22 protein-coding genes and 2 tRNA genes are annotated in these 25137 nt (G+C 68.4%); 9 read left to right on the forward strand and 15 right to left on the reverse strand.

Annotation, left to right across the window (positions count from 1 at the left end; genetic code table 11):
• The first annotated feature begins 1 nt into the window (after nt 1).
• Nucleotides 2-958 carry a GNAT family N-acetyltransferase gene (locus SK854_RS25565; protein WP_319977630.1) on the forward strand — a complete coding sequence of 319 codons (957 nt, stop codon included), beginning with the start codon at nt 2-4 and terminating at the stop codon, nt 956-958.
• Here the strand turns inward: SK854_RS25565 and pdxR are convergent.
• Nucleotides 942-2312 carry a MocR-like pyridoxine biosynthesis transcription factor PdxR gene (pdxR, locus tag SK854_RS25570; RefSeq protein WP_319977631.1) on the reverse strand — a complete coding sequence of 457 codons (1371 nt, stop codon included), beginning with the start codon at nt 2310-2312 and terminating at the stop codon, nt 942-944. The two genes, SK854_RS25565 and pdxR, sit on opposite strands and share 17 nt — an antisense overlap.
• Nucleotides 2313-2379: 67 nt before the next feature.
• On the opposite strand from pdxR, the gene SK854_RS25575 reads away from it, so the two are divergent.
• Nucleotides 2380-3024, forward strand: coding sequence for a pyridoxamine 5'-phosphate oxidase family protein (locus SK854_RS25575; protein WP_319977632.1), 645 nt, complete (start codon nt 2380-2382; stop codon nt 3022-3024).
• Here the strand turns inward: SK854_RS25575 and SK854_RS25580 are convergent.
• From SK854_RS25580 to SK854_RS25595, 4 genes are all read right to left on the reverse strand, one after another.
• On the reverse strand, nt 3005-3463 hold the full coding sequence (locus tag SK854_RS25580) for a cysteine dioxygenase (protein WP_319977633.1): 459 nt from the start codon (nt 3461-3463) through the stop codon (nt 3005-3007). The genes SK854_RS25575 and SK854_RS25580 overlap by 20 nt on opposite strands.
• Nucleotides 3464-3581: 118 nt before the next feature.
• On the reverse strand, nt 3582-4649 hold the full coding sequence (locus tag SK854_RS25585; protein ID WP_319977634.1) for a cystathionine gamma-lyase: 1068 nt from the start codon (nt 4647-4649) through the stop codon (nt 3582-3584).
• On the reverse strand, nt 4646-5656 hold the full coding sequence (locus tag SK854_RS25590; protein WP_319977635.1) for an NAD(P)H-dependent glycerol-3-phosphate dehydrogenase: 1011 nt from the start codon (nt 5654-5656) through the stop codon (nt 4646-4648). The genes SK854_RS25585 and SK854_RS25590 overlap by 4 nt, the downstream gene beginning before the upstream one ends.
• Before the next feature lie 5 nt (nt 5657-5661).
• A complete protein-coding gene (locus tag SK854_RS25595; RefSeq protein WP_319977636.1) occupies nt 5662-6369 on the reverse strand; it encodes a lysophospholipid acyltransferase family protein in 708 nt (235 codons plus the stop codon).
• Nucleotides 6370-6441: 72 nt separating this feature from the next.
• Here SK854_RS25595 and cofC point away from each other — a divergent pair, with 72 nt between their 5' ends.
• The 3 genes from cofC (at nt 6442) to SK854_RS25610 (ending at nt 9413) form a co-directional block, all read left to right on the forward strand.
• Nucleotides 6442-7065, forward strand: a complete 624-nt coding sequence (gene cofC / locus SK854_RS25600) for a 2-phospho-L-lactate guanylyltransferase (protein ID WP_319977637.1) — start codon at nt 6442-6444, stop codon at nt 7063-7065.
• A 53-nt stretch (nt 7066-7118) separates the two neighbouring features.
• On the forward strand, nt 7119-8093 hold the full coding sequence (locus SK854_RS25605) for a hypothetical protein (RefSeq protein ID WP_319977638.1): 975 nt from the start codon (nt 7119-7121) through the stop codon (nt 8091-8093).
• Between the two features lie 138 nt (nt 8094-8231).
• Nucleotides 8232-9413 (forward strand): acyltransferase family protein, encoded by a 1182-nt coding sequence (locus tag SK854_RS25610; protein WP_319977639.1) that lies wholly within the window; start codon nt 8232-8234, stop codon nt 9411-9413.
• Here the strand turns inward: SK854_RS25610 and SK854_RS25615 are convergent.
• A complete protein-coding gene (locus SK854_RS25615) occupies nt 9335-10867 on the reverse strand; it encodes an LVIVD repeat-containing protein (protein WP_319977640.1) in 1533 nt (510 codons plus the stop codon). The two genes, SK854_RS25610 and SK854_RS25615, sit on opposite strands and share 79 nt — an antisense overlap.
• A gap of 313 nt (nt 10868-11180) precedes the next feature.
• On the opposite strand from SK854_RS25615, the gene SK854_RS25620 reads away from it, so the two are divergent.
• Together SK854_RS25620 and SK854_RS25625 are read left to right on the forward strand one after the other, a co-directional pair.
• Nucleotides 11181-13463 carry an RNA degradosome polyphosphate kinase gene (locus SK854_RS25620; RefSeq protein ID WP_319977641.1) on the forward strand — a complete coding sequence of 761 codons (2283 nt, stop codon included), beginning with the start codon at nt 11181-11183 and terminating at the stop codon, nt 13461-13463.
• A complete protein-coding gene (locus SK854_RS25625; protein WP_319977867.1) occupies nt 13463-14380 on the forward strand; it encodes an NUDIX hydrolase in 918 nt (305 codons plus the stop codon). The genes SK854_RS25620 and SK854_RS25625 overlap by 1 nt, the downstream gene beginning before the upstream one ends.
• Nucleotides 14381-14968: 588 nt before the next feature.
• Here the strand turns inward: SK854_RS25625 and SK854_RS25630 are convergent.
• The 3 genes from SK854_RS25630 to leuC form a co-directional block, all read right to left on the reverse strand.
• Entirely contained in the window at nt 14969-15637 is a 669-nt protein-coding gene (locus SK854_RS25630) for an HU family DNA-binding protein (protein ID WP_319977642.1), read from the reverse strand.
• Nucleotides 15638-15824: 187 nt separating this feature from the next.
• Nucleotides 15825-16427 (reverse strand): 3-isopropylmalate dehydratase small subunit, encoded by a 603-nt coding sequence (leuD, locus tag SK854_RS25635; RefSeq protein ID WP_319977643.1) that lies wholly within the window; start codon nt 16425-16427, stop codon nt 15825-15827.
• A 2-nt stretch (nt 16428-16429) separates the two neighbouring features.
• Nucleotides 16430-17836 carry a 3-isopropylmalate dehydratase large subunit gene (leuC, locus tag SK854_RS25640; protein WP_319977644.1) on the reverse strand — a complete coding sequence of 469 codons (1407 nt, stop codon included), beginning with the start codon at nt 17834-17836 and terminating at the stop codon, nt 16430-16432.
• A gap of 73 nt (nt 17837-17909) precedes the next feature.
• On the opposite strand from leuC, the gene SK854_RS25645 reads away from it, so the two are divergent.
• Nucleotides 17910-18611 carry an IclR family transcriptional regulator gene (locus tag SK854_RS25645; RefSeq protein ID WP_053736944.1) on the forward strand — a complete coding sequence of 234 codons (702 nt, stop codon included), beginning with the start codon at nt 17910-17912 and terminating at the stop codon, nt 18609-18611.
• 578 nt (nt 18612-19189) lie between these two features.
• Here the strand turns inward: SK854_RS25645 and SK854_RS25650 are convergent.
• The 3 genes from SK854_RS25650 to SK854_RS25660 all read right to left on the reverse strand — a co-directional run bounded on the left by SK854_RS25650 (nt 19190) and on the right by SK854_RS25660 (nt 20339).
• Nucleotides 19190-19262 (reverse strand) — tRNA-Glu (locus tag SK854_RS25650).
• Between the two features lie 117 nt (nt 19263-19379).
• Nucleotides 19380-19451 (reverse strand) — tRNA-Gln (locus SK854_RS25655).
• Between the two features lie 150 nt (nt 19452-19601).
• Nucleotides 19602-20339, reverse strand: coding sequence for an HAD family hydrolase (locus SK854_RS25660; RefSeq protein WP_319977645.1), 738 nt, complete (start codon nt 20337-20339; stop codon nt 19602-19604).
• Between the two features lie 380 nt (nt 20340-20719).
• Between SK854_RS25660 and SK854_RS25665 the strand changes: the two genes are divergently transcribed.
• Entirely contained in the window at nt 20720-21976 is a 1257-nt protein-coding gene (locus SK854_RS25665; RefSeq protein ID WP_319977646.1) for an FAD-dependent oxidoreductase, read from the forward strand.
• Here SK854_RS25665 and SK854_RS25670 read toward each other — a convergent pair.
• The 3 genes from SK854_RS25670 to cimA all read right to left on the reverse strand — a co-directional run bounded on the left by SK854_RS25670 (nt 21966) and on the right by cimA (nt 25052).
• A complete protein-coding gene (locus SK854_RS25670) occupies nt 21966-22625 on the reverse strand; it encodes a response regulator transcription factor (protein ID WP_319977647.1) in 660 nt (219 codons plus the stop codon). The genes SK854_RS25665 and SK854_RS25670 overlap by 11 nt on opposite strands.
• A 67-nt stretch (nt 22626-22692) precedes the next feature.
• The gene (locus tag SK854_RS25675) at nt 22693-23451 is read right to left on the reverse strand and encodes a fumarylacetoacetate hydrolase family protein (RefSeq protein ID WP_319977648.1); all 759 of its coding nucleotides are present in this window, start codon (nt 23449-23451) and stop codon (nt 22693-22695) included.
• Nucleotides 23452-23468: 17 nt separating this feature from the next.
• Complete coding sequence (gene cimA / locus SK854_RS25680; RefSeq protein WP_319977649.1) at nt 23469-25052, reverse strand: citramalate synthase; 1584 nt, start codon at nt 25050-25052, stop codon at nt 23469-23471.
• Nucleotides 25053-25137 lie beyond the last annotated feature (85 nt).

Raw genomic sequence — 25137 nt, forward strand, 5'->3', positions numbered from 1 at the left:
CGTGCTGGAGATCAAAGCGCTCGACCTGGACGACGAGGCCGCGGTGCAGGCCTACGCGGACGTGCGGATCGCGGCGCATCCGGCGTCGAGCAGGGAGCGGATCATCGCGTCATTGCGGGAGACGAACCCGGATTTCGACGAGGTGATCCGTCTGATCGCCCGCCGCGACGGCGAAGGCGTCGGCATCACCTCCGTGGGTCTGCTCGGTGGCATGAACGCACGGCTGGCGATCGGTCCGATCACGGTGCACCCGGAGCACCGCGGGCAGGGCGTCGGCACCGCGCTGCTGGAGGCGTTGCTGCCGGAGTTGCGCGCCCGCGGACGGGACACGTTCGAGAGCTGGGGTGTGATCAAGGGCAGCGCGGGCGAGCAGTGGGCGGTGGCGCGCGGGTTCCGCGTGGCCGCGTCCAGGGTGATGCAGCTGCTGACGATCGCCGGCACCGATCCGGCTTCCTGGGAGATCGAGGCACCGCCCGGATACCGGCTGGAGCGGTGGATCGGTGTGACGCCGGAGCACTTGCTGGCGTCGGTCGCCGTGACCCGGCAGTCGATCCACGACGCGCCGGCCATGGAGTCCGCGCTGCGGGCTCCCGAGTGGACGCCGGAGGTGGTGCGGGCCGAGGAGGCCGAGGCTCGCGCCGGCGGAGTCGAGCAACGCGTTGCCGTCGCGATCGAGGAGGCCACCGGCCTCGTGGTCGCGCTGACCGACGTTGCACTGCAGCCCGGCGACTCGGCGCACGCGCGCTGGGGAAGCACGATGGTCACGCCCGCCCATCGCGGCCACGGACTCGCCCGAGCCGTGAAGGCGCACATGCTGCGCTGGTTGCTCGCGGACCGGCCCGCGCTCGAAAGCGTCGACACCGGGACGGACGCGACCAACGCCCCCATGATCAGGGTGAACGAGCAGCTGGGCTTCGTCACGGACCGCGAGGTGGTCGTCGTCAGCCGTTCGCTGTGAGCAGCGCCGTCAGCACCGGCAGAGCGTTCACCAACTGCTCCCGAGAGCACGCGCTGTAGCCGATGACGAGGCCGTGCAGCTTGGCCCGGTTCACGTAGTGCCTGGCCAGACCGTCCACCCGCAGGCCGCGTTCGAGCGCCTGCCGCGTGAGGTCGCGTTCCCGTTCGGCGCCGGGCAGCAGCACGACGACGTGCGCGCCCGCGTCGTCCCCGAGCACCTCGATGCCGGCGTCCGCGAACGTGTCGATGATCAGTGCGCGGCGCTCCGACAGCTCGCGGCGCAGCTTGCGCAGGTGCCGGCCGAGGTCGCCCATGCGGGCCAGTTCGACGACGACCCGCTGGCCGGCGGCGGACGGGCTGGTGCCGGTCAGATCGCGGTGTTCCAGCACGGTCGTGGCGATGTGTTCGGGCGCGACCATCCAGCCCGCGCCCAGCGTGGGCGTGAGGATCTTGCTCGTGGTGCCGAGGTGGACCACGACGTCCGGGGCGAGCGCGGCCAGTGACGGCAGCGGGGCGACGTCGTAGCGGAGTTCGCCGTCGTAGTCGTCCTCGATGACCAGCCAGCCGTCGCGCCGGGCCCGTTCGACCAGCGCGACCCTGCGCCCCGCCGACATGCGGCCGCCCAGCGGGTACTGGTGGGCGGGCGAGCAGTAGACGGCCTTCACACCCGCCGGCACGGCGTCCGGCAGCAGCCCTTCGGCGTCGACCGCCGCCTGGACGACCTTCAGGCCGTTGGCGCGGAAGACGCCCACCGCCCGTTGGTAGCCGGGTTCCTCGACGGCCACGGCGTCACCGCGCTTGAGCACCGCGACCGCGATCTCGGTCAGCACGGCGGTGGTGCCGCCGGTCGCGAGCACCGGGTCGGCGTTGACGGCCAGACCCCGGTGACGCAGCAGGTGTTCGGCGATGGCCTCGCGGTATTCGGGCAGGCCCGCGCGTTCGGGACGGGACAGCGGGGGTGCGTCCGCCGCCGCGCGCCACGCCCTGCGCCAGGCCGCGCGGTCGAGGCCACCGGCCCAGGGCGCGCCGGTGCCGAGGTCCACGAAGTCGGTGATGGCGGGCGCGACGGGCTTGCGCGAACGCTTGCGCAACGGGCCGGGGGGCGTCGTGGTGACGTACGTGCCGGAGCCGTGCCGGCCGGCGATCCAGCCTTCCGCGTGCAACTGTTCGTAGGCGGCGGCAGTGACCGTGCGGGAGACTCCGAGACTGTCGGCCAGCGCGCGCGTGGACGGCAAACGGTCGCCCGCACGAAGCCGTCCCTCCGACGCCGCCGAGCGGAGTGCGTCGGCGAGTTGGACGGCGAGCGGTTCGGCGGACTCGCGGTCCAGCGCGACGGGAAGTGCGGTCTCAGCCAAAGTGGCCTTCTCGGATCGATCAGAAATGGCGCTTCAATGATGCCACTTCCCCGCGCACAGTAGAGACATGACCTCTGACGTGCAGCTCTCCCCCACTCCTCGCAGCACCGTGATCCGCGGCAAGAAGCGAGCCGTCGAAGACCGCCAGGTGCTCTACGACATCCTCGACGCGGGCATGGTGTGCCATCTCTCCGTGGAGGTCGACGGGGCGCCGTTCCTCATCCCCACCGCGTACGGACGGGACGGCAACACCATCTTCCTGCACGGGTCGACGGGCTCACGGTCCATCAGGAGCATGCTCGAAGGCAAGCAGGTCTGCGTCGCGGTCACGCTGGTGGACGGCGTCGTCTACTCGCGGTCGGTGTTCCACCACTCGATGAACTACCGGTCGGCGATCGTCCACGGCACCGCGAAGATCGCCGAGGACACCGAGCACGCCCTGCGCACGATCGTCGAGCACGTGACGCCGGGCAGCTGGGACTACGCGCGCCGGCCGTCCAAGAAGGAGCTCGCGCAGACCGCCGCGCTGGAGATCGACCTCACCGAGGCGAGCGTCAAGGTGCGCGACGGCGGACCGGGCGAGGAGCCGTCCGACCTCGAAGCGAACCTCGTGTGGGCCGGGCACATGCCGCTCATCCAGTCGTGGGGTGCGCCAGTGCCGCACGAGACGGACAAGGCCATCCCGCCGCACGTCAGCGAACGGGCCCGTTGACCGGGTCGTAGCGGTACGGGGTCATGGCGCGTGTGCCGTGGCGGTACACGTGGATCGACACGGCCGGATCCACACCGTCGTTGCGCACCTGGTGCACGTAGCCGGGGCCCCACACGCGCGACTGACCGGCGTGAAGTGTGTGCACGACCTGGATCTTCGTGGTCACGACCTCGGTCAACAGGCCGTTGACCACGGTGAACGCACCCGAAGTGTGGTCGTGGTCGTGCAGCGACGCGACCTGACCGGGGAGCCAGCTCATCAGCCAGATCTCCTGGTCACCGGTCTTGTCGACCAACGCCGAGAAGCGCTCCTCGGGGTCGTACCGGAGCAGGTGCTTCCAGCGGTCGCGGTCGGCCGCCCACGCCAAAGCCACCCGGACGGGGTGCAGCAGCTGGGTGTTTTCAGGCAGAACGACGCTGTTCTCGGGAACGGCGAACATCGGGGAAAAGTCCTAACCAGGCGAGTGCGCGAAAAGAGGACGCGGGACTATCGCCAGGTACAACAGCAACATGCGTTGAAGGACATGGAGCAGAGGGTCCCGAAAACGGGACCCTCCGTCAATCCAGTCCCAAAGCGTGGGACACGTCCGCGACCAGATCTCGAGTGTCCTCACAGCCGGCCGAGAAGCGCACCAGGCCCTCGGGCACCGGGTCGCCGAACTGGGCCCGCCGGTCCGCGGTCGAGTGCAGGCCGCCGAACGACGTCGCCGCCGACACGAGCTTCGAGCGCGACAGGAACCTCTCCACGGCGGCCACGTCCGGCAGTTCGAACGTCAGCACGCCGTTGAACCGCCGCATCTGCTGCGCCGCCACGAGGTACGAGGGATCGTCCGACGCGCCCGGCCAGCGCAGGTTCGCCACCCGGCCCTTGAGCACCGCGTGGATCGCCGCCGCGTTCTCCGCCTGCCGCGCGAGCCTCAGGTCCAGGGTTCCCAGGCCGCGCAACGCGAGCCACGTCTCGAACGGCCCCGCAATCGCGCCGCTCATCGTCCGCGCGTCCCGCACCTTCACCGCCAGCTCGGGAGAAGCCAGCGTCACGTGTCCGAAAAGGACGTCGCTGTGCCCCGCGACCGCCTTGGTGTCCGAGGCCACCACGACGTCCGCGCCCAGCTCCAGCGGCCGCTGCCCCAACGGCGTCGCGGTCGTGTTGTCCACGGCCAGCAACGCGCCCGCGGCGTGCACCTGCGAGGCCAGCTCCGCGATGTCGCAGACGTCCAGACCGGGGTTCGACGGCGTCTCCAGGAGGACCAGCCGGACGCCCTCGAAGGACGGGTACGGCCCGGCCGTCGGCACCTCGACCACGTTCACGTCCATTTCGGACACGAACTTCCGGGTCAGGAAGTAACCGTCCGACGGGACGACCAGAGTGTCCCCAGTGGACAGAACGGTCCGCAGCAACGTCGAGATGGCCGCCATCCCGGACGGGAAGACGACGCACTCCCCGCCTTCGAGCGACCCCAGGGCGGATTCGAGGGCCCGCCAGGTCGGGTTGCCGGCGCGGCCGTAGTAGTCCTCGCCGCCCAGGTGGTACGCCGACGCGAACACCGGCTGAGCGCCGAAAGGATCCCCGGGCTCGCCTGAAACAGCGTGGACGACCCGCGTGCCGTCACCGAGCTCGGGGCTCACTGGCGTTCGTGCTTCCGGTCGCGGCCCAGCAGCGCGGCACCGAGGTCCCGCACGCTCAGTCCGTCGTGGCAGACCTGGTGGATGCCTTCGGTGATCGGCATGTCGACGCCGTTCGCCGCCGCGAGTTCGCGGATCGACGAGCAGGACTTCACACCCTCGGCGACCTGTCCGTGCGCGGCTTCCTGCGCCTGCGCGAGAGTGTCGCCACGCCCGAGCCGTTCGCCGAAGGACCGGTTGCGCGACAACGGCGAGGCGCACGTCGCCACCAGGTCGCCCAGACCGGCGAGGCCCGCGAACGTCAGCGGGTCGGCGCCCAGCGCCGCGCCCAGTCGTGCCGTCTCGGCCAGGCCGCGCGTGATGATCGACGCCATCGTGTTGTCGCCGTAGCCCATGCCCGCGGCCATGCCGCACGCCAGCGCGATGACGTTCTTGCACGCCCCGCCCAGCTCGCAGCCGACCACGTCGGTGTTGGTGTACGGGCGGAAGTACGAGTTCGAGCACGCGTGCTGCAGGTCGACCGCGCGGTCGTGGTCCGTGCACGCGATGACGGTCGCGGTCGGCTGCTCGACGGCGATCTCCTTGGCCAGGTTCGGCCCGGACACCACCGCGACCTGCGACTCGTCGACACCGGCGACCTCGCGGATCACCTCGCTCATCCGCTTGAGCGTGCCGAGTTCGACGCCCTTGGACAGCGACACCAGCGTCGCGTCCGGCGGCAGCAGTTCCTTCCACGCCGACAGGTTCACCCGCAGCGTCTGCGACGGCACGGCCAGCACCACCGCGTCCGCCCCGTCCAGCGCCTTCGCCGGGTCGGAGGTGGCCGTGAGGTTGGCCGGCAACGAGATGCCGGGCAGGTAGCCGGAGTTCACGCGGGTCTCGGTGACCTCCGAGGCGACGTCCTGACGCCGCGCCCACAGCACGACCTCGGGACCGGAGTCCGCGATGACCTTCGCGAACGCCGTGCCCCACGAACCGGAGCCGAGCACCGCAACACGTTCGATCGCCATGGTGTTCAGGCCTTCCTGGGTCCGTAGAAGCCCTCGGGGGCCGGCTCCTGACGCACCTCTGCCAGGTGCTCCTTGACCGCGCCCATCAGCAGGTCCGTGACCTCGCGCAGCATCGGGAGCGTCTCCTCCCTGCCGCGGTACGCGGAGAGGTCGACAGGTTCGCCGACGAAGTGCGTGATCGTCTTGCGCGGGAACGGCCGGAACTTCTTCGCGTAGTGGTTGTAGAGGTCGAGCGTGCCCCAGCGGGCGACGGGGATGACCGGGCCGTCGTGCTGCAGCGCCAGCCGGGCCACGCCGGTGCGCGAGTTCGCGGGCCAGCCGTCGGGGTCCCTGGTGATCGTGCCCTCGGGGTAGATCACCACGATCTGACCGGTCGCCAGCGCCTTGTGCGCCTCGCGCAGGCTCTGCTGGGCGTCCGTGGTGCCCCGGTAGACGGGGATCTGGTTCGCACCCTTCAGGATCCGGCCCATGATCGGCACGTTCCACAGGCTGTGCTTCGCCAGGAAGTGCGGCACCCGGTAGTTGCGGTGCACGAACACGGCGTCGTAGCACGGGTCGAGGTGCGAGATGTGGTTCATGACGAGCAGGGCCGCCCCCTGACGCGGGATGCGCTCCCCGTGCAGGATCCGGTGCCTGCCCAGCACGAACGACATGGGGTAGACGATCGCCGCGGCGACCCCGACCCAGAAGCCGCCCTTCTCCCTGTTGGCCACGAGGCCTCTCCTCACCCTGCGTAGATCTGCGCCCGACAGCACAGTAGTCCGCGAATCGTGGACTATGGCGAGGTGCGGGATGAGATTGACCTAGTGGTCCCGGTCAAGACCCTCGACAGGGCCAAGACCAGGCTGACCAGCGCGACCGGCGGAGATCCGGTCTCACACGCGGCGCTGGCGCTCGCGCTCGCCCTCGACACGGTGAGCGCCGCGATCGCCACCCCCGGTGTCCGCCGAGTGGTCACGATCACATCGGATCCGGCCGTCGCGTCCGAAATGGCCGCTCTCGGTGTCGAGTCGCTGCCGGAGCCCGTCGAGCCCGGACTCAACGCGGCCTTGAAGCACGGCGCACGCACGCTCCGGTCGTCCCGGATCGGCGCCCTTCAGGCGGACCTGCCGGCGCTGAGGCCCGACGAGTTGCAGGCCGCGCTCGAAGCCTCGGCCGGACGACGTGCGTTCGTGCCGGACCGGCAGGGCACCGGCACGACGCTGCTCCTCGCCGCGCCCGGTGGAGAACTCGACCCGAGGTTCGGCGTCGGGTCGGCCGGGCACCACCGCGTTTCCGGTGCGGTCGCGCTGATCGGCGCGTGGCCGTCGTTGCGCTGTGACGTGGACACGGAAGAAGACCTGCGGCTCGCGCTCATGCTCGGCCTCGGCACGCACACCGCGAACGCCTTGCCCGCCTGGACAACCTGAGCAGTCCTCACGCGTCTTCCGGGTCACCGGGGTGATCACGACTTGGGAGACTGATGCGAGCGCTCATCGCGCTGGCGGGTGTCACGGCCCTCGCGGGCTGTGTGGCCGCCTTTCCGATCGACCGTCCATCCGACTACACGGCGGAGAGCAAGCTCAGCACGTGCAGGGCGGAGTTGCCCCAGGACTGGAAAGACAGACTGTCGCGCAACAGGACAGAGGCGGGCTCGCACGAGAAGGTCACCGTCGTCGCCGCGAACGAGGACGCCGGCACGACGCTGGTGAAGACCACGCGCAACAGGACCACCGAGCTCGTGCTGCGTGATCACGGGAAACGCCAGCAGGTCATAGCGGTGCAGAACGACGCGCAGCTCTTCGGCGTCGAGTTCGACGGACGCTGGGTCACGTTCTCGACGACGCCGAGCCCGGCCGACCACACCACCACGACCTACGCGTGGGACTCGCGCAACGACGGCGCGCCCGTGCCGATCGGTGACAGCGGGGCCGTGGTGCACAACGGCAAAGCCGCCTGGTCGGACAGCAAAGGCGTGCACCTCTACGACCTCGCGAAGAAGAAGGACAGGATCGTCGGCCAGGGCAAAGAACCCGTGTTCCTCGGCGACGCGGTCGTCTGGCTGCAGGACGGGAGGTTCCGCGCCGAGGCGGCGTTGCCCGAGCAGCTGAAGAACGCGGCACCCGCCGGCAGCGTGGCGTCCGACGGCAGCACGGTGGTGTGGACGCAGGACAACGAGCTGCACGGCTGGCGTGAGGGGTGGACCGAACCTCGTGAGCTGGCCGGGATCAAGTCGGTGCCGAGGACGGAGGGCATCGTGTTCCCGCGGGTCAGCGGCGACTTCGTGTCGTGGCAGTCGGAGTCGTCCTACGTCACGGACATCCGCAGCGGCGCGACCATGCACACGACCGAAGGCGCGTACTGGCTGGAAGTCCACGGCGGAGCGTTGACACAGCAGGGCTGGCGCGTCGCGGCGGCCGCCCCGCTCTCGGAGCTTTCACCGCTGAGCAGGTGTTGATGCCGTGACGAACGACACGAAAGTGTTGGTTTAAGCAACTCAACGGGGAACCCCGGCACCTTTACATCCGTATCCCCTGCTGCAAACGACGTATCCCCCGACGTCGTTCCCCGACGCGTTGTCCTGAGGTGTACCTGCATGAGTTCATTGACGCACGCCGACTACCTGGCGTTGCGCCGCTTTCCCGCCCTCGACGGCCTGCGTGCGATTGCCGCGGTGCTGGTCGTCTTCTTCCACTACGGCGGCCCCGACTGGCTCCAGGGCTGGGCCGGTGTCCAGATGTTCTTCGTCCTCAGCGGATTCCTGATCACCACGCTGATGCTGCGCGAGGAGACCAGGACCGGCGAGATCTCGCTCGGTGAGTTCTACCTGCGGCGGGCTTTCCGGATTCTGCCGGTCTACTTCGTGGTCCTGCTCGTGACGGTCGCCGGATCGGTGCTCTTCGGCACGTTCGTCAGCAACGGGATCGGCTCCGCGCTCAAGTACTTCCTCACGTTCACCAACGAGTTCGCCGGCGCCAGCCCGTACGGGCAGTCCTGGTCCCTGGGCATCGAGCAGAAGTTCTACCTGGTCTGGCCGCTGGTGGCGATCGCGCTGGGCACCGTCGTGCTGCGGCGCCGCGCCGGTGCCGCCGTCCTGGGCATGCTGCTCGCGCTGGTGGTCGTGAACTTCACGGCGTCGCACAGCAACCCCGGCTGGCCGCTGCACTACTTCTCGATCCTGACCGGCGTGCTGCTCGCGATCGCCTTGCACAGCCCGCGCGGATTCGCCCTGCTGCGCCCACTCACGAACCGGGTCGCGCAGGTGGTCGTCGCCGCGGGATTCGTCGCGGTGCACCTGAGCGTGAAGCCGATCGCCGCTTTCCTCGACGGGATCAACGGAATCCCCGGTCACGTGCTGGTCATCCCGGTGTACGCGCTCGCTACGGCGGTGCTGCTGACCGCGATGATCGCGCCGGGACCGGCCACGACCTTCCTGTCCACCAAGCCGATGCAGTTCGTCGGCGAGCGTTCATACTCGCTCTACCTCGTGCAGACGATCGCCGCGACGATCATCGCGTTCTTCTGGCCCGCGTTGTCCGGTCTCGGCCAGTCCGTCGTGGTCACGGCACTGGGGCTGGCGCTGGCGAGTGTCCTCTACGTGACCGTGGAGATCCCGATGATCAACCTCGGCCGGCGCGTGATCACCCGCCAGCGCGCGAAAGCCGCCGTCAGGGCAGGGGTCGCCCATCAGGATCGAACTCAGCAGGGTGCGCCGCAGGCTCCCACGCCGCAGTCCGAGTCGTCGCGGCTCGCGACCATCGGGCAGGCCCAGCCGTAGAACGGGTTCGGGGCGAGCGGCACGGGTTCCCGGTCGCTCTCCCTGGCCAGTTCCCTGGCGTGGTGGGCGGTGAGCGTCACGGGTGTGCCGCTCGCCTGCGCCTCGTAGGCGCCCTTCTCCAGCTGCAGGATCTCGACGCCACGCGAGATGTCCGCCACGAACACGGTGTTCCGGTGCCAGTACGGAGCCCACGACGTCGCGGTGTCCGGCCGCCAGTACCCGATCTGGATCGGCTTGGCGGGGTTGGAGATGTCGAGGAACCTCGTGCCCTGGTTGTACCAGGAGTAGGCCACGATCCTCTTCTGCACGTCGAAGTAGTGCGCGGAACACGTGACGTCGCCGGGGATCGTGCCCTCCTGGTCGTCAGGGCTCCAGATGCCGACGGTCTTCATCTCCTTGGGCTGCTCGCCCCAGCCCTCACCGTTGTGCGTGCCCTGCAGCGAGGAGATGACGAACCGGCCCTCGGTCTTGCACGTGGGCGAACCGAACGCCTCCTCGGTGTGCAGCAGGAGTGAGCCCGGCGGGTTCTCACGCGTGGGCAACGGGCCGTCGAGCAGCGTGCGGCCGATCGGGCGGAACGAGTTGTGCGTGAACGAGGTCGGCATGTCCGCCTTCGGCACCGTGCCGCCCGCGTACGCGACGGGATCCCACGCCTTCGCCTCTCGGTACTTGCCGCTCAACGGGTCGCGGTGCCAGCCCTGGGTGTAGTAGCCGCGGGTGCCGTCGTCGCCCGCGACCCACGCGATGCCCTGCGCGTCGACCTGGACGTCGTGCGTGATCTTCCCCTCGCCTGCCTTGCCGCGGACGTCGACGGAGACAGGAAGTTCCTTCGGGGTCTTCGGATCACGGATGTCGGTGACGAAGATCCGTCCAGTTCTGGCGTCCGACCTGTCCAGTCCTGCCGTCCAGAGGAACTGGCAGTCGTTGACGCAGGTGCTCGTGTGACCGGTGTTCTGCCGGTGAAAGCTGAGGATCTTGAGGTCGGCGGGGTCCACAGCGGACACGATGTAGTTGCCGGTCGGGCGGTCGCCGGGCAGTGCGCGTCCGAACGAGTTGACCTCGCGCGCCAGGAACGCGAGCTTGCGCTTCGGGTCGACGTTGATGTCCTCGTTCTCCCAGAAGCGCTTCGTCGGGTCGTCGCCCGGCAGCGCCATCTCCTCCTTGGTGAGGTGGTCGAGGAGCTTGGGCTTGTCGAGGTCGGTGACGTCGAACGTCTTGAGCCCGGTCTCCATGCTCACGAACGCCACGTCGCGCTTGCCGTACTGGGCGAACGCGATCGAGATGGCCCGTTCGGTACCGGGAAGTGAGGCTTTGAGGCGGACGTTCTTCGCCGCCGCCTGCAGTCGTGGTTTGTCCACCTGCGGAGTCCTGGGTTCGGCTGAGGCAGCCGAAGCCAGTCCTGCCGTGGTGAAGGCCAACAGGGTCGCCGCGGTGATCGTGGCAATAACCTTCATGAATCGACCCTGGCAGCGCGCCGAACGAGACGTGTAGGTCCGAACGTCTAGGGTTCTGATCCGTGCAGGCGACCGTGTCTACTTTTAACAGGGACGGCTCTGCCGTCGTTCTGCGTGATGACGGCGTTCTCGTCGACGTGAGTGCCGAAGCCGTCACGGCGGGTGGCTGGCGAATGCTGCGTCCGGGGCAGCGGGTGACCCTCGAACGTAGTCCCGGCGGGGCCGTTACCGCTCTTCGCATGCCTGTTCTGTGACGAGGAGTTCACCATACGGACGTCCTGCTTGGGGGCGCTCACGGCGATAGTGCGCCACAATGCGTGACGTGAGCAAGGACGACGACAACGACGGTAAGGCGACCCCCTCGCGACGCCGCGCCACGCGTGCGAAGGCGGAAGCGGCGACCCCGCGCAAGCAGCCTCGCGCGGCGACCCGGCGGGTGTCCACGACGCGGGCGAAGGTCGAACGGGGGCCCACGGCCGCCGCTCCGTTGCGCGGCGTGCCTTCCGCGCCGCCCGCCGTGACGTCGAGCGCGATACCGACCGACCTGCCGGACGACCGGTATTTCAACCGTGAACTGTCCTGGTTGGACTTCAACGCCCGCGTGCTCGCCCTGGCCGAGGACTCCTCGCAGCCGTTGCTGGAGCGCGCGAAGTTCCTCGCGATCTTCGCCTCGAACCTGGACGAGTTCTACATGGTCCGGGTCGCGGGCCTGAAGCGCCGCGCGGAGACCGGTCTCTCGGTGCGCAGCGCGGACGGGCTCACCCCGCAGGAACAGCTCGTGTCGATCTCCAAGCGCTCGCAGGAACTCGTGGAGCAGCACGCCCGCGCGTTCCTCGACCACATCCGGCCCGGTCTGGAAGAGCACCGGATCAGCATCGTGACGTGGGGCGACCTCACGGACTACGACCGGTTGAGGCTCTCCAACTACTTCAGCGAGCAGGTGTTCCCGGTCCTGACGCCGCTGGCCGTCGACCCGGCGCACCCGTTCCCCTACATCTCGGGACTGTCGCTGAACCTCGCGGTGACCGTGCGCGATCCCGAGGGCGGCGGCGAGCGGTTCGCCCGCGTGAAGGTGCCGGACAACGTGCCGCGTCTCGTTCGGGTGGAAGGGGACCGGTCGTCCTCCTCCGCGACCTTCCTGCCGCTGGAGGAACTCATCGCCGCGCACCTGGGCGAGCTGTTCACCGGCATGGAGGTCATCGAGTGCCACGCGTTCCGGGTGACGCGCAACGCGGACCTCGAGGTGGAGGAGGACCGCGACGAGGACCTGTTGCAGGCGTTGGAACGCGAGCTCGCGCGGCGCCGGTTCGGCCCGCCGGTGCGGCTGGAAGTCGCCGACGACATGACCGAGCACATGCTCGAACTGCTGCTGCGGGAGATGGAGGTCGACCCGCACGACGTCGTCACCGTGCCCGGTCTGCTCGATCTTTCGTGCCTGTGGCAGCTCTACGGCATCGACCGCAAGACGTTGAAGGACCCGGCGTTCGTGCCGGCGACGCACCCCGCGTTCGGGGAGCGCGAGACGCCGAAGAGCGTTTTCGCGACGCTGCGCGAGGGTGACGTTCTCGTGCACCACCCGTACGACTCGTTCTCCACGTCCGTGCAGCGCTTCATCGAGCAGGCCGCGGCCGACCCGCACGTGCTCGCCATCAAGCAGACGCTGTACCGCACCTCGGGCGACTCGCCGATCGTCGATGCTCTGATCGACGCGGCCGAGGCGGGCAAGCAGGTCGTGGCGCTGGTGGAGCTGAAGGCGCGCTTCGACGAGCAGGCGAACATCAAGTGGGCGCGGGCGCTGGAAAAGGCCGGCGTGCACGTCGTCTACGGCCTGGTGGGCCTGAAGACGCACTGCAAGACGTCGTTGGTGGTGCGCCAGGAAGGCTCGACGATCCGCCGCTACTGCCACATCGGCACCGGCAACTACAACCCGAAGACCGCCCGGTTGTACGAGGACGTCGGCATCCTGACGGCCGAGCCGACGATCGGCGCGGACCTCACCGACCTCTTCAACGTGCTGACCGGTTATGCGCGTCAGGACGAGTACCGCTCGTTGCTCGTCGCGCCCTACGGCGTCCGCAAGGGAATCGTCGACCGGATCAACTTGGAGATCGAGCGCGCGCAGGCGGGCGAGCCCTCCGGTGTGCGCATCAAGGTGAACTCGCTCGTGGACGAGCAGGTCATCGACGCGCTGTACCGGGCGTCGCAGGCCGGTGTGCCCGTCGACGTGGTCGTGCGCGGCATCTGCGGCCTGAAGCCGGGCATCAAGGGACTGTCGGAGAACATCCAGGTGCGGTCGATCCTGGGCCGGTTCCTGGAGCACTCGCGCGTCTTCCACTTCGTCGCCTGCGACGAGTACTGGATCGGCAGCGCGGACATGATGCACCGCAACCTGGACCGCCGCGTCGAGGTCGCCCTGCGCGTGGCCGACCCGCGGCTGACCAAGCAACTGGCCGACATGTTCGAGTCGGCGCTCGACCCGCACACGCGCTGCTGGGTTCTGCGCGCTGACGGAGAATGGGAAGCCTCGCCGTCGGACGGCTCGTCCGTGCGGGACCATCAGATGGAACTGCTGCACAGGCACGGAGCTCTTGGGTGATCAAAGCTGCTGGGGCGGTGCTCTGGCGCGATGCGGACGGAAACGTCGAAGTCGCGGTCGTGCACCGTCAGCGTTATGACGACTGGTCGTTGCCGAAGGGCAAACTCGACCCCGGAGAGACGATTCCCGCCTGCGCCGTGCGGGAGATCGAGGAGGAGACGGGCTTCTCCTGCGTGCTCGGCCGCCATCTCCGGCAGGTGTCGTATTCGGTGAAGGGCGTGCCGAAGACCGTCGACTACTACGCCGCTCAGGCCGTTTCCGGTTCGTTCGTCGCCAACGAAGAGGTCGACGTTCTGCGGTGGCTTCCGGTCGCCGAGGCGTCGGAGTTGCTGACCTACGAACCGGACCGGGACGTGCTGGCGGAGTTCGCGCGCCTGCCCGCGGACCTGCTGCTGGTCGTGCTGGTGCGGCACGCGAAGGCCGGCAAGCGTTCCGAGTGGGACGGCGACGACGACCTCCGCCCTCTCTCGGACGCGGGCTGGCGCCAGGCCGCCGCGCTGCGCACGTTGTTGCCCCTGTGGGCACCGGTGCGCGTCCACACCGCGCCCAGGGTGCGTTGCGCGGACACCGTACGGGCCGTGGCAACCGACCTGTCCGTGGAGATGGTCGAGGAGCATCGGCTGTCGGAGGAGGGCTACTGGCCCGACCCGGACGCCGGTCTCGTGCGCCTGCTGGAGGTCGCGGCCGACGAAGGCCGGGCCGTGGTCTCCTCACAGGGCGGCGTGATTCCGTCCGTCGTGCAGTCGCTGGCGGAGATGGGCGGGCTGCGGCTCGACGAAATCCCCTGCAAGAAGGGCAGCGCGTGGGTGCTGGCCTTCACCAGGCCGTTCGGCACGTGGTCCACTTCGGACTCGCCTTCGAGCTGGCCAACCCTGGTGTCGGCGCACTACCTGGCCTCGCCGCTGCCGCGTCCCTAAGCGCTGCTGCAGACGTTTTCAGCCGCCGTCTTCCCGCTCTGACGAAAGTTCGCCTGTGGCAACCAAGTCGGGTCGGAAGGCGGCGGTTTCGCTTGCGCCGGGGGCGTTCGCAGGCGCGTCGGCGTTATTTCTATTGGCGGGCCGGGGGTTCGGAGGAACCGCGCCGGGCAATCCTCCAGGCCGGGTTCCGGAATTCTGACTGTCGCGTCAGACTCGTGCCGCAGGCGGGCTGTCTCCGGCTCGGCGGAACGTTTCCGAAGCCTCGGCAGAGGCTTCTCCCCTGTCTTGTGGCGAATGCGGGACGGCTCTCCAGCTATCCCAACCGCATGGGCACGCCGCACCGCCTCAGCCGTGTTCCAGGCGTGCCAAGCAGGTCCTCCACGCCTGCCGCGGCTTCCCGGACGCCCCAAGCGACTCCCCCACCGCCTTCGTCGCATCCCAGGCGTGCCAGACACCTCCACGGCCCCCCCGCTCGCCTTTCCCGCAGGCCAAGCACCTTTACCCGGACACACGAAGGCCCCGGTGTGCGCACACCGGGGCCTTCCGCGTGGTTCCTGAAGTGACGCAGCCTCCCTGAGGAGGCCCGTCTCACTTCTTCTTGGCAGCCGTCTTGCGAGCAGCCGGCTTCGCAGCCGCGGTCTTCGCAGCGGGCTTGGCCGCAGCCGTCGTCTTGGCAGCGGCCGGCTTGGCAGCAGCCGTGGCGCGCTTGGCCGGAGCCTTCGCAGCAGCCGTCTTGGTGGCGGCGGCCTTGGTGGCGGTCGCCTTCGCAGGCGCCTTGGCAGCAGCGGGCTTCGCCGCAGCCGTGGTGGTGCGACGGGTCGCGGGCGCCTTGGTGGCGGCCGCGGCCGTGCGGGTGCGCGTCGTGGTCGTCGCGCGGGTCGTCGCGGCCTTGGTCGCCGGAGCCTTGGCAGCAGCGGGCTTCGCGGCGGCAGCGGCCGCGGGCTTCGCGGCAGCCTTGGCGGCAACGGCCTTCGGCAGCTTCTTCGCACCGCTGATGACGTCCTTGAACGTCGAGCCGGGGCGGAACGCGGGCACGTTGGTCTTCTTGACCTTCACGGTCTCGCCCGTGCGCGGGTTGCGCGCGGTGCGAGCCGCACGGGCGCGCTTCTCGAAGACGCCGAAGCCCGTGATGTTGACCTTCTCGCCCTTGTTGACGCTGCGGACGATCACGTCCACGAGGCCGTCAACAGCAGCGCCGGCGGTCTTCTTGTCTCCAAGGCGCTCGGCGAGCGCCTCGATGAGCTGGGCCTTATTCACCGTCAGTCCCTCCCAGGACGCTCACGGCCCTAAGAGAGCGGGCCGACTAGAACGCAACGGTAGGCCCAAAACGCGAGAAATACCAATCGCCACGCCAGATTTTTCGTTGTGGCGTGGCTAATTGCGCCCCTTCGAGGGACAGGAGGCGCCGGATTCGCCCCTCTCAAGGGGAGAATCCGGCCCCCTCTCAGACCGCCGGAAGCGGATCCGTTGTGGGCAACCAAGTCTGGCGATTGCCCTCGAATGCGCTGATCTCAGGCTCGTGGCGCAACGTCAAAGCGATGTCGTCGAGGCCTTCGAGAAGGCGCCAGCGGGTGTAGTCGTCGATCTCGAACGGGGCAACCAAGTCCTTGGCGCGAACGGTCTTGTCGGTGAGGTCCACCGTGACCGCCGTGCCGGGTTCGGACTCCAGCAACTTCCACAGCAGCTCGACATCGGACTGGCTGCACTGCGCCGCCACGAGCCCCTGCTTGCCGGAGTTGCCCCGGAAGATGTCCGCGAACCGGGACGAGATGACGACCCGGAAGCCGTAGTCCATCAACGCCCAGACGGCGTGTTCCCGAGAGGACCCGGTGCCGAAGTCAGGGCCCGCAACGAGGACGCTGCCCGTGTTGAACGGCTCCTGGTTGAGGATGAAGTGCTCGTCGCCGCGCCAGGCGGCGAAGAGCCCGTCCTCGAACCCGGTGCGGGTCACGCGCTTGAGGTAGACGGCCGGGATGATCTGGTCGGTGTCCACGTTGGACCTGCGCAGCGGCACACCGACGCCCGTGTGGGTGGTGAAGGCGTCCATGGTCAGACCTCCAGGTCTGCGGGGGCGGAGAGGGTGCCGCGCACGGCCGTGGCGGCGGCGACGAGCGGGGAGACGAGGTGCGTCCTGCCGCCCTTGCCCTGCCTGCCCTCGAAGTTGCGGTTGGAGGTCGACGCGCTGCGCTCGCCGGGCGCGAGCTGATCCGGGTTCATGCCAAGGCACATCGAGCAGCCGGCCTGCCGCCACTCGGCGCCCGCGTCGAGGAAGACCTTGTCCAGGCCCTCGTCCTCGGCCTGCTTGCGCACCCGCATCGAACCGGGGACGACCAGCATCCGTACTCCTGAAGCGACGTGCTTCCCCTTGATGACGTCCGCCGCGGCGCGCAGGTCCTCGATGCGCCCGTTGGTGCAGGAGCCGAGGAACACCGTGTCCACGTGGATGTCGCGCAGCGGCGTGCCGGGCTCGAGGCCCATGTACGTCAGCGCCTTCTCGGCGGCCACGCGCTCGTTCTCGTCCGCGATCTTCTCGGGGTCGGGGACGTTCGCGCTCAGAGGCAGGCCCTGGCCGGGGTTCGTGCCCCACGTGACGAACGGAGTCAGCTCGGCCGCGGAGATGTCGACCTCCGCGTCGAAAGTCGCGTCGTCGTCGGTGCGCAGCGTCTTCCAGTACTCGACGGCCGCGTCCCAGTCCGCGCCGGACGGCGCATGCGGACGACCGAAGATGTAGTCGAAAGTCGTGTCGTCCGGTGCGATCATGCCGGCGCGCGCGCCCGCCTCGATCGACATGTTGCAGACCGTCATGCGCGCTTCCATCGACAGCGCCTCGATGGCGTCGCCGCGGTACTCGAGCACATAGCCCTGTCCGCCACCGGTTCCGATCTTCGCGATGACGGCGAGGATGATGTCCTTCGCCGTGACGCCTTCGCCGAGCGGGCCGTTGACGTTGATGGCCATCGTCTTGAACGGACGCAACGGCAACGTCTGCGTCGCCATCACGTGCTCCACCTCGGACGTGCCGATGCCGAACGCCAGCGCGCCGAACGCACCGTGGGTGCTCGTGTGACTGTCGCCGCACACCACCGTCATTCCCGGCTGCGTGAGGCCGAGCTGCGGGCCGACCACGTGGACGATGCCCTGCTCGAAGTCCCCCATCGGGTGCAGCCGCACCCCGAACTCCGCGCAGTTGCGCCGGAGCGTCTCAACCTGCGTGCGCGACACCAGATCCGCGATCGGCTTGTCGATGTCGACGGTCGGAACGTTGTGATCCTCGGTGGCGATCGTGAGATCGGCCCTGCGCAGCTTGCGGTTCGCAAGGCGCAGCCCGTCGAACGCCTGGGGGCTGGTGACTTCGTGCAGCAGATGGAGGTCGATGTAAAGCAGGTCCGGCTCCGCGCCACTTCCGTGGCGCACAACGTGTGCCTCCCACACCTTCTCCGCGAGCGTGCGGCTCATCGCGACATCTCCCACATTATGGACGCGCCGACAGATCTGGACTTCTCACTGTCTGGGAAGTTAGTATCGGCTTGTGGGACAGCATAGCGGGATCGGCGTGCTGGACAAGGCAGTGGCCGTGTTGAACGCCGTAGCAAAAGATCCTTGTGGCCTGGCCGAGTTGTGCAACCGCACCGGCCTCCCGCGAGCGACCGCGCACCGCCTGGCCGTAGGCCTTGAGGTGCACAGGTTGCTGCGCCGAGGCTCCGACGGCCGCTGGCGCCCTGGCGCCGCTCTGGCCGAACTCGCGGGCGGCGCGACAGACCCGTTGCTGGACGCCGCTTCCTCAGTACTGCCGCGCCTGCGCGACATCACCGGCGAGAGCGTGCAGCTCTACCGCCGCGACGGCATGCAACGAGTCTGCGTCTCCTCGGCAGAACCTCCTTCAGGCCTGCGCGACACGGTCCCCATCGGCGCCAGGCTCCCGATGACGGCGGGCTCAGGCGCCAAGGTCCTGGCCGCGTGGTCAGACCCGGGCACCCAACGCGCAGTCCTGGCCGACGCCGTCTACGGCGAACGCACGCTCCTGGAAGTCCGCCGCCGAGGCTGGGCACAAAGCGTGGCAGAACGAGAACCAGGCGTGGCGTCAGTCTCAGCCCCAGTACGAGACTCCTCAGGCGCCGTAGTGGCCGCAGTCTCGGTGAGCGGCCCAATTGACCGAATGGGCCGCCGCCCAGGCGCCCGCTGGGCAGCGGACCTACTGGCCGCAGCCGAAGCGCTACAAAGCCGCCTCTAAAGCACCAACGCAGCCTCTCGGCCGCCCTCCCACCGGCAGGGCGGCCGACGCTTTTCCACCCCCGACACGCCGCCCATCCCAAACGACACGCGGCAACCACGCCTCAACAGACACCAGGTCCATCCGGCCCAACGCCCCCGAGGAAGAGCCCCCCGCAACGCGGGAGCAACGAGCGCCGGCAGGAAACGAGCCGGAGGGACGCTCCAAGGCAGTGGGCAAGCCCGCCAAGCGAAGCGAGGCGCCAGCGAATGCGGTCGGACAGGCGGCAGCCTGATGGACAGATGGCTATGTCGCACTGGCCCGAGATTGCTCGGCGCCGACGGGATAGGCACCCCAGCTAAGAATGCACACCCCACGAATTGGGTGATCGCCGTCACGCATATCAACAGGACGAGCGAAGCGAGGCCCCCACCCATTCGCGAGCGAAGCGAAGCGCTAACCGAAAGGTCCGGGCAACACTCACGCCGGGGGTCCGGGGGCGGAGCCCGCCGGCTGGGGGTCTGGGGGCTCGACCCCCAGAGGACACAGACGAAAGAGGCCTGTCTGCGCACTCCGCAGACAGGCCTCTGACACCTCTGTAGCCCCGAAGGGATTCGAACCCTCGCTACCGCCTTGAGAGGGCGGCGTCCTAGGCCGCTAGACGACGGGGCCCTAGAACTTCTTGCTGGTTTGAACCTTATCAGATCGCTCTGGCCGGTCCAAATCCGGCTATTCAATTCTATTTCAGCAGCTCCGAAAGCTTACCCGAGGGCAGTTCTTCCGCAGCAGCTGGGGTACCAGGACTCGAACCTAGACTAACTGAACCAGAATCAGTCGTGCTGCCAATTACACCATACCCCATTGGCTTTCACGATCGACTTCGTTGTCCCGAAGGAGTTCCGAGGTCCTCGTTGCTGCCGTGAGAAATACTAGACCACGCCCCCACCAGAAGTGAAATCGGCCCCCACCTGAACGCATACACGCAGGTAGGGGCCGGTCTCAGGGCACATCTCAGGCGCTGGCGGTGGAGAGCTCGCAGACGAGGAGCTCCGGCAGTTCCGCGAGCGTCGTGATGGACGACAGGCCCGCGGGCAGTGTGCCGCCGGTGGGGCCGGTGCGGTTGATCCAGACGCCGTGCATTCCGGCGTCGCGCGCGCCGATGGCGTCGGCGTGCAGGCGGTCTCCCACGTGGACGGTGTCGCCGGGCGAGACTCCCAGGGCGAGGCACGCGGTGTGGAAGATCACGCGGTCCGGCTTGGCGCAGCCGACCTCGCCGGCGATGAGGACCGCGTCGAAGTACTCGGAGAGGCCGAGCTGGGCGATCTTCACGCGCTGATGGCGGCCCGACGCGTTGCTGATCGCGGCGATGGGCAGGCCGGTGGCCCGCAGCCAGTCGAGCATCGGGATGACGTCCGGGAACAGGCACCAGCCGGAGCTGAGGACCTCCTGGCGGCCGAGCTCGCGGCGGGTGGCTTCCTCCAGCTCGAGGTCCTCGCCGAGTGCGGCGAAGAAGGCCTGGGTGCGAATGTTGCGCATCGCCTCGTACTGGAGCTCACCGGCGAGCTGACGGGAGACGTGGTCGTCGGTGATTCGCTGCCACAACGACCAGGCGTCGGCGTTACCGACCATCGAGGCCAACGCGGCTCGCGAGGAACTGCTGTAGTCGACAAGTGTGTCGTCGACGTCCAGGCAGACAGCGCGGATCTCGCCGGTTCTCTTACGCGTGAAAGTCGGGGACGCAGTTGTCACTCCGGAAGGTTAGGTGCGAGGGGGCCTCGTCCGATTCGGCTAACGAGGTGATTCCTATAGGTCCTTGCACGATCCAGCAGACCTTGAGGCCCCGAACGAACCAGCGACACTCCTCCGAGCGCCGAACGCAATCACCCGGTCGAGTGTTATTCGGCGGCGCAACGATCCCTGCCCGAACGGGCGGTTCCGCGAGCGCGACACCCTAGCTCGCACAACGACATTCCGCACCAGCCGCAACCCTTTCGATGCCTGGGTCCCCAGACTGTCCACAGTGGACCGGACCCGAACGAGAGCCGCGCCACTGGAACTCCGCTTGACGCACCTGGCGATCAAGAGCATGCTGGAGTTAATTCAACACCGGTTGAAAAGAGGGGATCGACATGGAGAGGACGACCTGTCTCGTCGTCGGCGGCGGACCTGCCGGAATGGTGCTGGGACTGCTCCTGGCACGCGGTGGCGTCGAGGTCACGGTGCTGGAGAAGCACGGTGACTTCCTGCGCGACTTCCGCGGCGACACGGTGCACGCGTCGACGCTCAACCTGCTGGACGAGCTGGGGCTCGGTCCGGCGTTCGAGCAGGTGCCGCACCAGGACGTCGACAAGATCGAGGCCATGCTCGACGGCGGCGCCAAGGCCACGATCGCCGACCTGTCCCGGCTTCCCGGTCCGAACAAGCGCATCGCGATGGTGCCGCAGTGGGACTTCCTGGACCTGCTGGCGGACGCGGGCAAGCTCGAACCGACGTTCACGCTGCGGATGAACACCGAGGTCACCGCGATCACCAAGAGCGGCAACAGGGTCACGGGAGTGAAGTACCGGGATCGCGTCGACGGGCACGAGGGCGAGATCACAGCGGACCTCGTCGTGGCCGCGGACGGACGGAGCTCGATCCTGCGCGCGGCCGTGGAACTGCCGGTCTACAGCTTCGGCGCACCGATGGACGTGTGGTGGTTCCGCCTGCCGCGCAACGAGAACGACCCGGTCAAGGGTGGCGGCGGCAGGTTCAGCGCCGGCAGTGGGCTCGTGCTCATTCCACGCGGCGAGTACTTCCAGTGCGCTTTCCTGATCCGCAAGGGAACGGACGAAGCCGTGCGCGCCGAGGGCGTCGAGAAGTTCCGCGAACGGGTCGTCACGCTCGTCCCGTGGCTCGCGGACCGGGTCGAGCACATCAGGACCATCGACGACCCGAAGCTCCTCGACGTGAAGCTGGACCGCTTGCGGCACTGGCACGTCGACGGGCTGCTGTGCATCGGTGACGCCGCGCACGCGATGTCACCGGTCGGCGGCGTCGGAATCAACCTCGCCGTGCAGGACGCGGTCGCCGCGGCCACCGTGCTCGCGCGGCCGTTGCGGGACGGCAAGGTCACGAACGCGACGCTCGCGAAGGTGCGGGGACGCAGGTTGTTCCCGACCGTGGTGATCCAGACGATGCAGCGGGTCGTCCACCGGCTGTTCCTGGGCCGCAGGCTCAACAGCACGGCGACGGTCTCGAGCACCGGCACGCCGTTCGTGCTCAAGGTCTCGCAGAAGCTGCCGTTCCTGCAGGCGGTGCCGGCCTACGTGATCGCGATCGGGCCGCGTCCCGAGCACGCGCCGGACTTCGCGCGCAGGGCACCGCAGACCATCGCTAGGTCGTGACGAAGGCCTCGGAGCTCTCGCCGAGCACCAACGCCACGGCATGGGCGCGGTCACGGGCGCCCAGCTTGCGCAGGATCGCCTTCACGTGGGTCTTCACGGTGTCGTTGCTGATGAAGAGCCGCTGGGCGATGCGCGCGTTGTCCATCCCCTTCGCCATCTCGGCCAGCACGTCGAACTCCCGTGCCGACAGCCGGCCGAGTGACGCGGGTGGAGGCATCCGCGACGGCAGGCGCGCGAGCGATCCCACCCGTGCGTCGATCGTGGCGGGAGCACCCCTCACCGCGGCCGCGATCAGCGGTAACAGCTCGGCCACCGGCGAGGTTTTCAGCAGGTAGGCCACCGCGCCGGCGTCAAGAGCGGCGCGGGCCCAGCTCGGACTGTCCGCATTGGACAGCACCACGACGCGGGCGCTCGGTCTGTACTGCGCCGTGTCCCGCACGGTGCGCAGCGGTCCGGCGCCCGGCACGTCGAAGTCCGTGACGACCAGGTCCACCACTGTGCCCCGCAGACTGCGCGCAGCCTCGGCCACGGTGTGGGCGATGCCCACAACGCGGAAGCAGTGCGTGCGATGCAGCGAAAGCCGCAGCCCTTCGGTGATGAGCTGCGATCCGTCGACCAGCAACACACGGGTGGACGCCAGGTCCGTCATGACACCGGGAAGTTACTCGCGGGTACCCGGATGCGTAACCTGCCGGACGCCGGATTGCTCCGTACGGCTACCTATTTGCGACCGGATTGGTGAGCGTGCCAAGGCCGTCCACAGTCACGGAGACCGTCTGTCCGGCCCTCATCGGCCCGACACCGGCCGGCGTGCCGGTCAGGATCAGGTCACCCGGCAGCAGCGTCATGATGCCGGAGACGTACTCCACGAGTGACGGAATGTCGTGCACCATCAACGAAGTACGGCCGTCCTGTTTGACTTCCCCGTCAACTTCGGTGACGACGCGGACGTCGGAGGGGTCGAACTCGGTCTCGATGAACGGACCCAACGGACAGAACGTGTCAAAACCCTTGGCACGCGTGAACTGCACGTCCTTCTTCTGCAGGTCGCGCGCCGTGACGTCGTTGGCGATCGTGTAGCCCATGATCACACTCGCGGCCTTGGCCTTCGGCACGTCGCGGCACGGCTGACCGATGATGACCGCGAGCTCGCCCTCGAAGTCGACGCGCTCGGACACGGCCGGGAGCTTGATCTCCACGTTCGGGCCGACCACCGACGTGTTGGGCTTGAAGAACAGCAACGGCTCCGCGGGAACCTCGTTGCCGAGCTCCTTGGCGTGGTCGGCGTAGTTCCGCCCCACACCAATGATCTTGGTCGGCAGGATGGGAGCGAGCAGCCTCACGTCCGCCAACGGCCACTTGCGGCCGGTGAACGTGGGCGTGCCGAAGGGGTGTTCGGCGATTTCCGCGGCCTCGTCGCCGTGAACGGCGACGAAGGCCACGCCTTGGGGATGAGCAATTCGGGCGATGCGCACGGCCCCAGTTTACGAGGTCAGCCGCTTCGCATGGATTTGTGGACGAGTGCGTCACAGAGCGCAAGCCAGGAGGCCTCGACGATGTTCCCGTGCACACCCACCGTCGTCCACTCGCGCTCACCGTCGGTGGACTCCACCAGGACACGGGTCACGGCATCGGTACCGGGATGTTCGGTCAGGATGCGCACCTTGTAGTCGGCCAGCTCCACAGTGTCCAACCAGGACAGGTGCGGCAGCAACGCCTTGCGCAGCGCCGCGTCCAGAGCGTGCACGGGCCCGATGCCCTCGGCCGTCGCGATGACCCGCTCCCCCGCCACGTGCACCTTGACCGTGGCCTCGGACACGATCTCGCCGTCCGACCGGTGATCGAGCACGACCCGGTAGGACTCCAGGGTGAAGGGCGGAGTGTCCAGTTCGGACAGCTCGGTGCGCAACAAGAGCTCCATCGAGGCGTCCGCGGCCTCGAACGACCAGCCCTTCGCCTCCAACTCCTTCACGCGCTTCAACGCGCTGCCGACCTCGGTCCCCCGGCCGGCCAGGTCGAGCCCGAACTCACGTCCCTTGAGTTCGATGCTCGCCCGACCGGCCATCTCGGTGACCAGCACCCGCATGTCGTTGCCGACGGTGTCCGGATCGATGTGGTTGTACAGCTCCGGATCCACCTTGATCGCGCTCGCGTGCAGACCCGCCTTGTGAGCGAATGCTGACGACCCGACATAAGCCTGGTGGGTGTCGGGTGCGATGTTCGCGATCTCGGCCAACGCATGGGAGACACGGGTGAGCTCGGCCAGTGCCCCGATCGGGAGCACCTCCATGCCGAGTTTGGTCACGAGGTTTCCCACGACGGCGAACAGGTCCGCATTGCCTGCCCGCTCGCCATATCCGTTGGCGGTGCACTGAACGTGCGTCGCGCCCGCCTGAACGGCCGCAAGTGTGTTCGCCACCGCACAGGACGTGTCGTCCTGGCAGTGAATTCCTACGCGGAAACCGGTCTTCGCGACAACCTCCGCGACCGTCTCCGCAAGCCCCAACGGCAACTGCCCGCCATTGGTGTCGCACAGCACGACGACGTCCGCGCCACCCTCCACAGCGGACTCCAGCACGCGCAGACTCGTGTCCGGCGAGAACGCGTACCCGTCGAAGAAGTGCTCGGCGTCGAGAAAAACGCGCCTTCCGTGGTCCTTCAGGAACCGGACGGTGTCGCGCACCATCTTCAGGTTCTCGTCGGCGTCCGTGCGCAGCGCGCGCTCGATGTGCCTGAGGTCCGACTTGGCCACCAGCGTGACCACCGGCGCCTGACTGTCGATCAGCGCTTTGACCTGCGGGTCTTCCTCGACCTTGACCCCGGCCTTGCGCGTGGCCCCGAACGCGACCAGCTTGGCGTGCTTCAACTCCAGATCCCCGGCCGCGGCACGAGCGAAGAACTCCGTGTCCTTGGGCAGCGCGCCGGGCCAGCCGCCCTCGATGAACCCGACGCCGAGCCCGTCCAGCAGCCGCGCGACCGCGAGCTTGTCCGTGACGGAGTACGAAATGCCCTCACGTTGTGCGCCATCGCGCAACGTCGTGTCGTAGACGTGGAACTCGTCGGTCGGGCCGGCCATCGGGGTTCATCTCCTCATCCGGGCAAACAAAAAGACCCCCCGCGGGATGCGAGAGGTCTGCGCGTCGGGTGCCAGGGGCGGCAAC

The organism is Lentzea sokolovensis, assembly GCF_033949975.1.
GTDB classification, from domain to species: domain Bacteria; phylum Actinomycetota; class Actinomycetes; order Mycobacteriales; family Pseudonocardiaceae; genus Lentzea; species Lentzea sokolovensis.

Excerpts from the sequence above, each read along its gene's own strand:
- leuC (WP_319977644.1), bottom strand. The coding sequence starts at position 17,836 with ATGAGCCGCACGCTCGCGGAGAAGGTGTGGGAGGCACACGTTGTGCGC.
- leuD (WP_319977643.1), bottom strand. The coding sequence starts at position 16,427 with ATGGACGCCTTCACCACCCACACGGGCGTCGGTGTGCCGCTGCGCAGG.
- SK854_RS25580 (WP_319977633.1), bottom strand. The coding sequence starts at position 3,463 with ATGTTCGCCGTTCCCGAGAACAGCGTCGTTCTGCCTGAAAACACCCAG.
- SK854_RS25590 (WP_319977635.1), bottom strand. The coding sequence starts at position 5,656 with ATGGCGATCGAACGTGTTGCGGTGCTCGGCTCCGGTTCGTGGGGCACG.
- SK854_RS25610 (WP_319977639.1), top strand. The coding sequence starts at position 8,232 with ATGAGTTCATTGACGCACGCCGACTACCTGGCGTTGCGCCGCTTTCCC.
- SK854_RS25605 (WP_319977638.1), top strand. The coding sequence starts at position 7,119 with ATGCGAGCGCTCATCGCGCTGGCGGGTGTCACGGCCCTCGCGGGCTGT.
- SK854_RS25615 (WP_319977640.1), bottom strand. The coding sequence starts at position 10,867 with ATGAAGGTTATTGCCACGATCACCGCGGCGACCCTGTTGGCCTTCACC.
- cimA (WP_319977649.1), bottom strand. The coding sequence starts at position 25,052 with ATGGCCGGCCCGACCGACGAGTTCCACGTCTACGACACGACGTTGCGC.
- SK854_RS25620 (WP_319977641.1), top strand. The coding sequence starts at position 11,181 with ATGCGTGACGTGAGCAAGGACGACGACAACGACGGTAAGGCGACCCCC.
- SK854_RS25575 (WP_319977632.1), top strand. The coding sequence starts at position 2,380 with ATGACCTCTGACGTGCAGCTCTCCCCCACTCCTCGCAGCACCGTGATC.
- SK854_RS25670 (WP_319977647.1), bottom strand. The coding sequence starts at position 22,625 with ATGACGGACCTGGCGTCCACCCGTGTGTTGCTGGTCGACGGATCGCAG.
- SK854_RS25665 (WP_319977646.1), top strand. The coding sequence starts at position 20,720 with ATGGAGAGGACGACCTGTCTCGTCGTCGGCGGCGGACCTGCCGGAATG.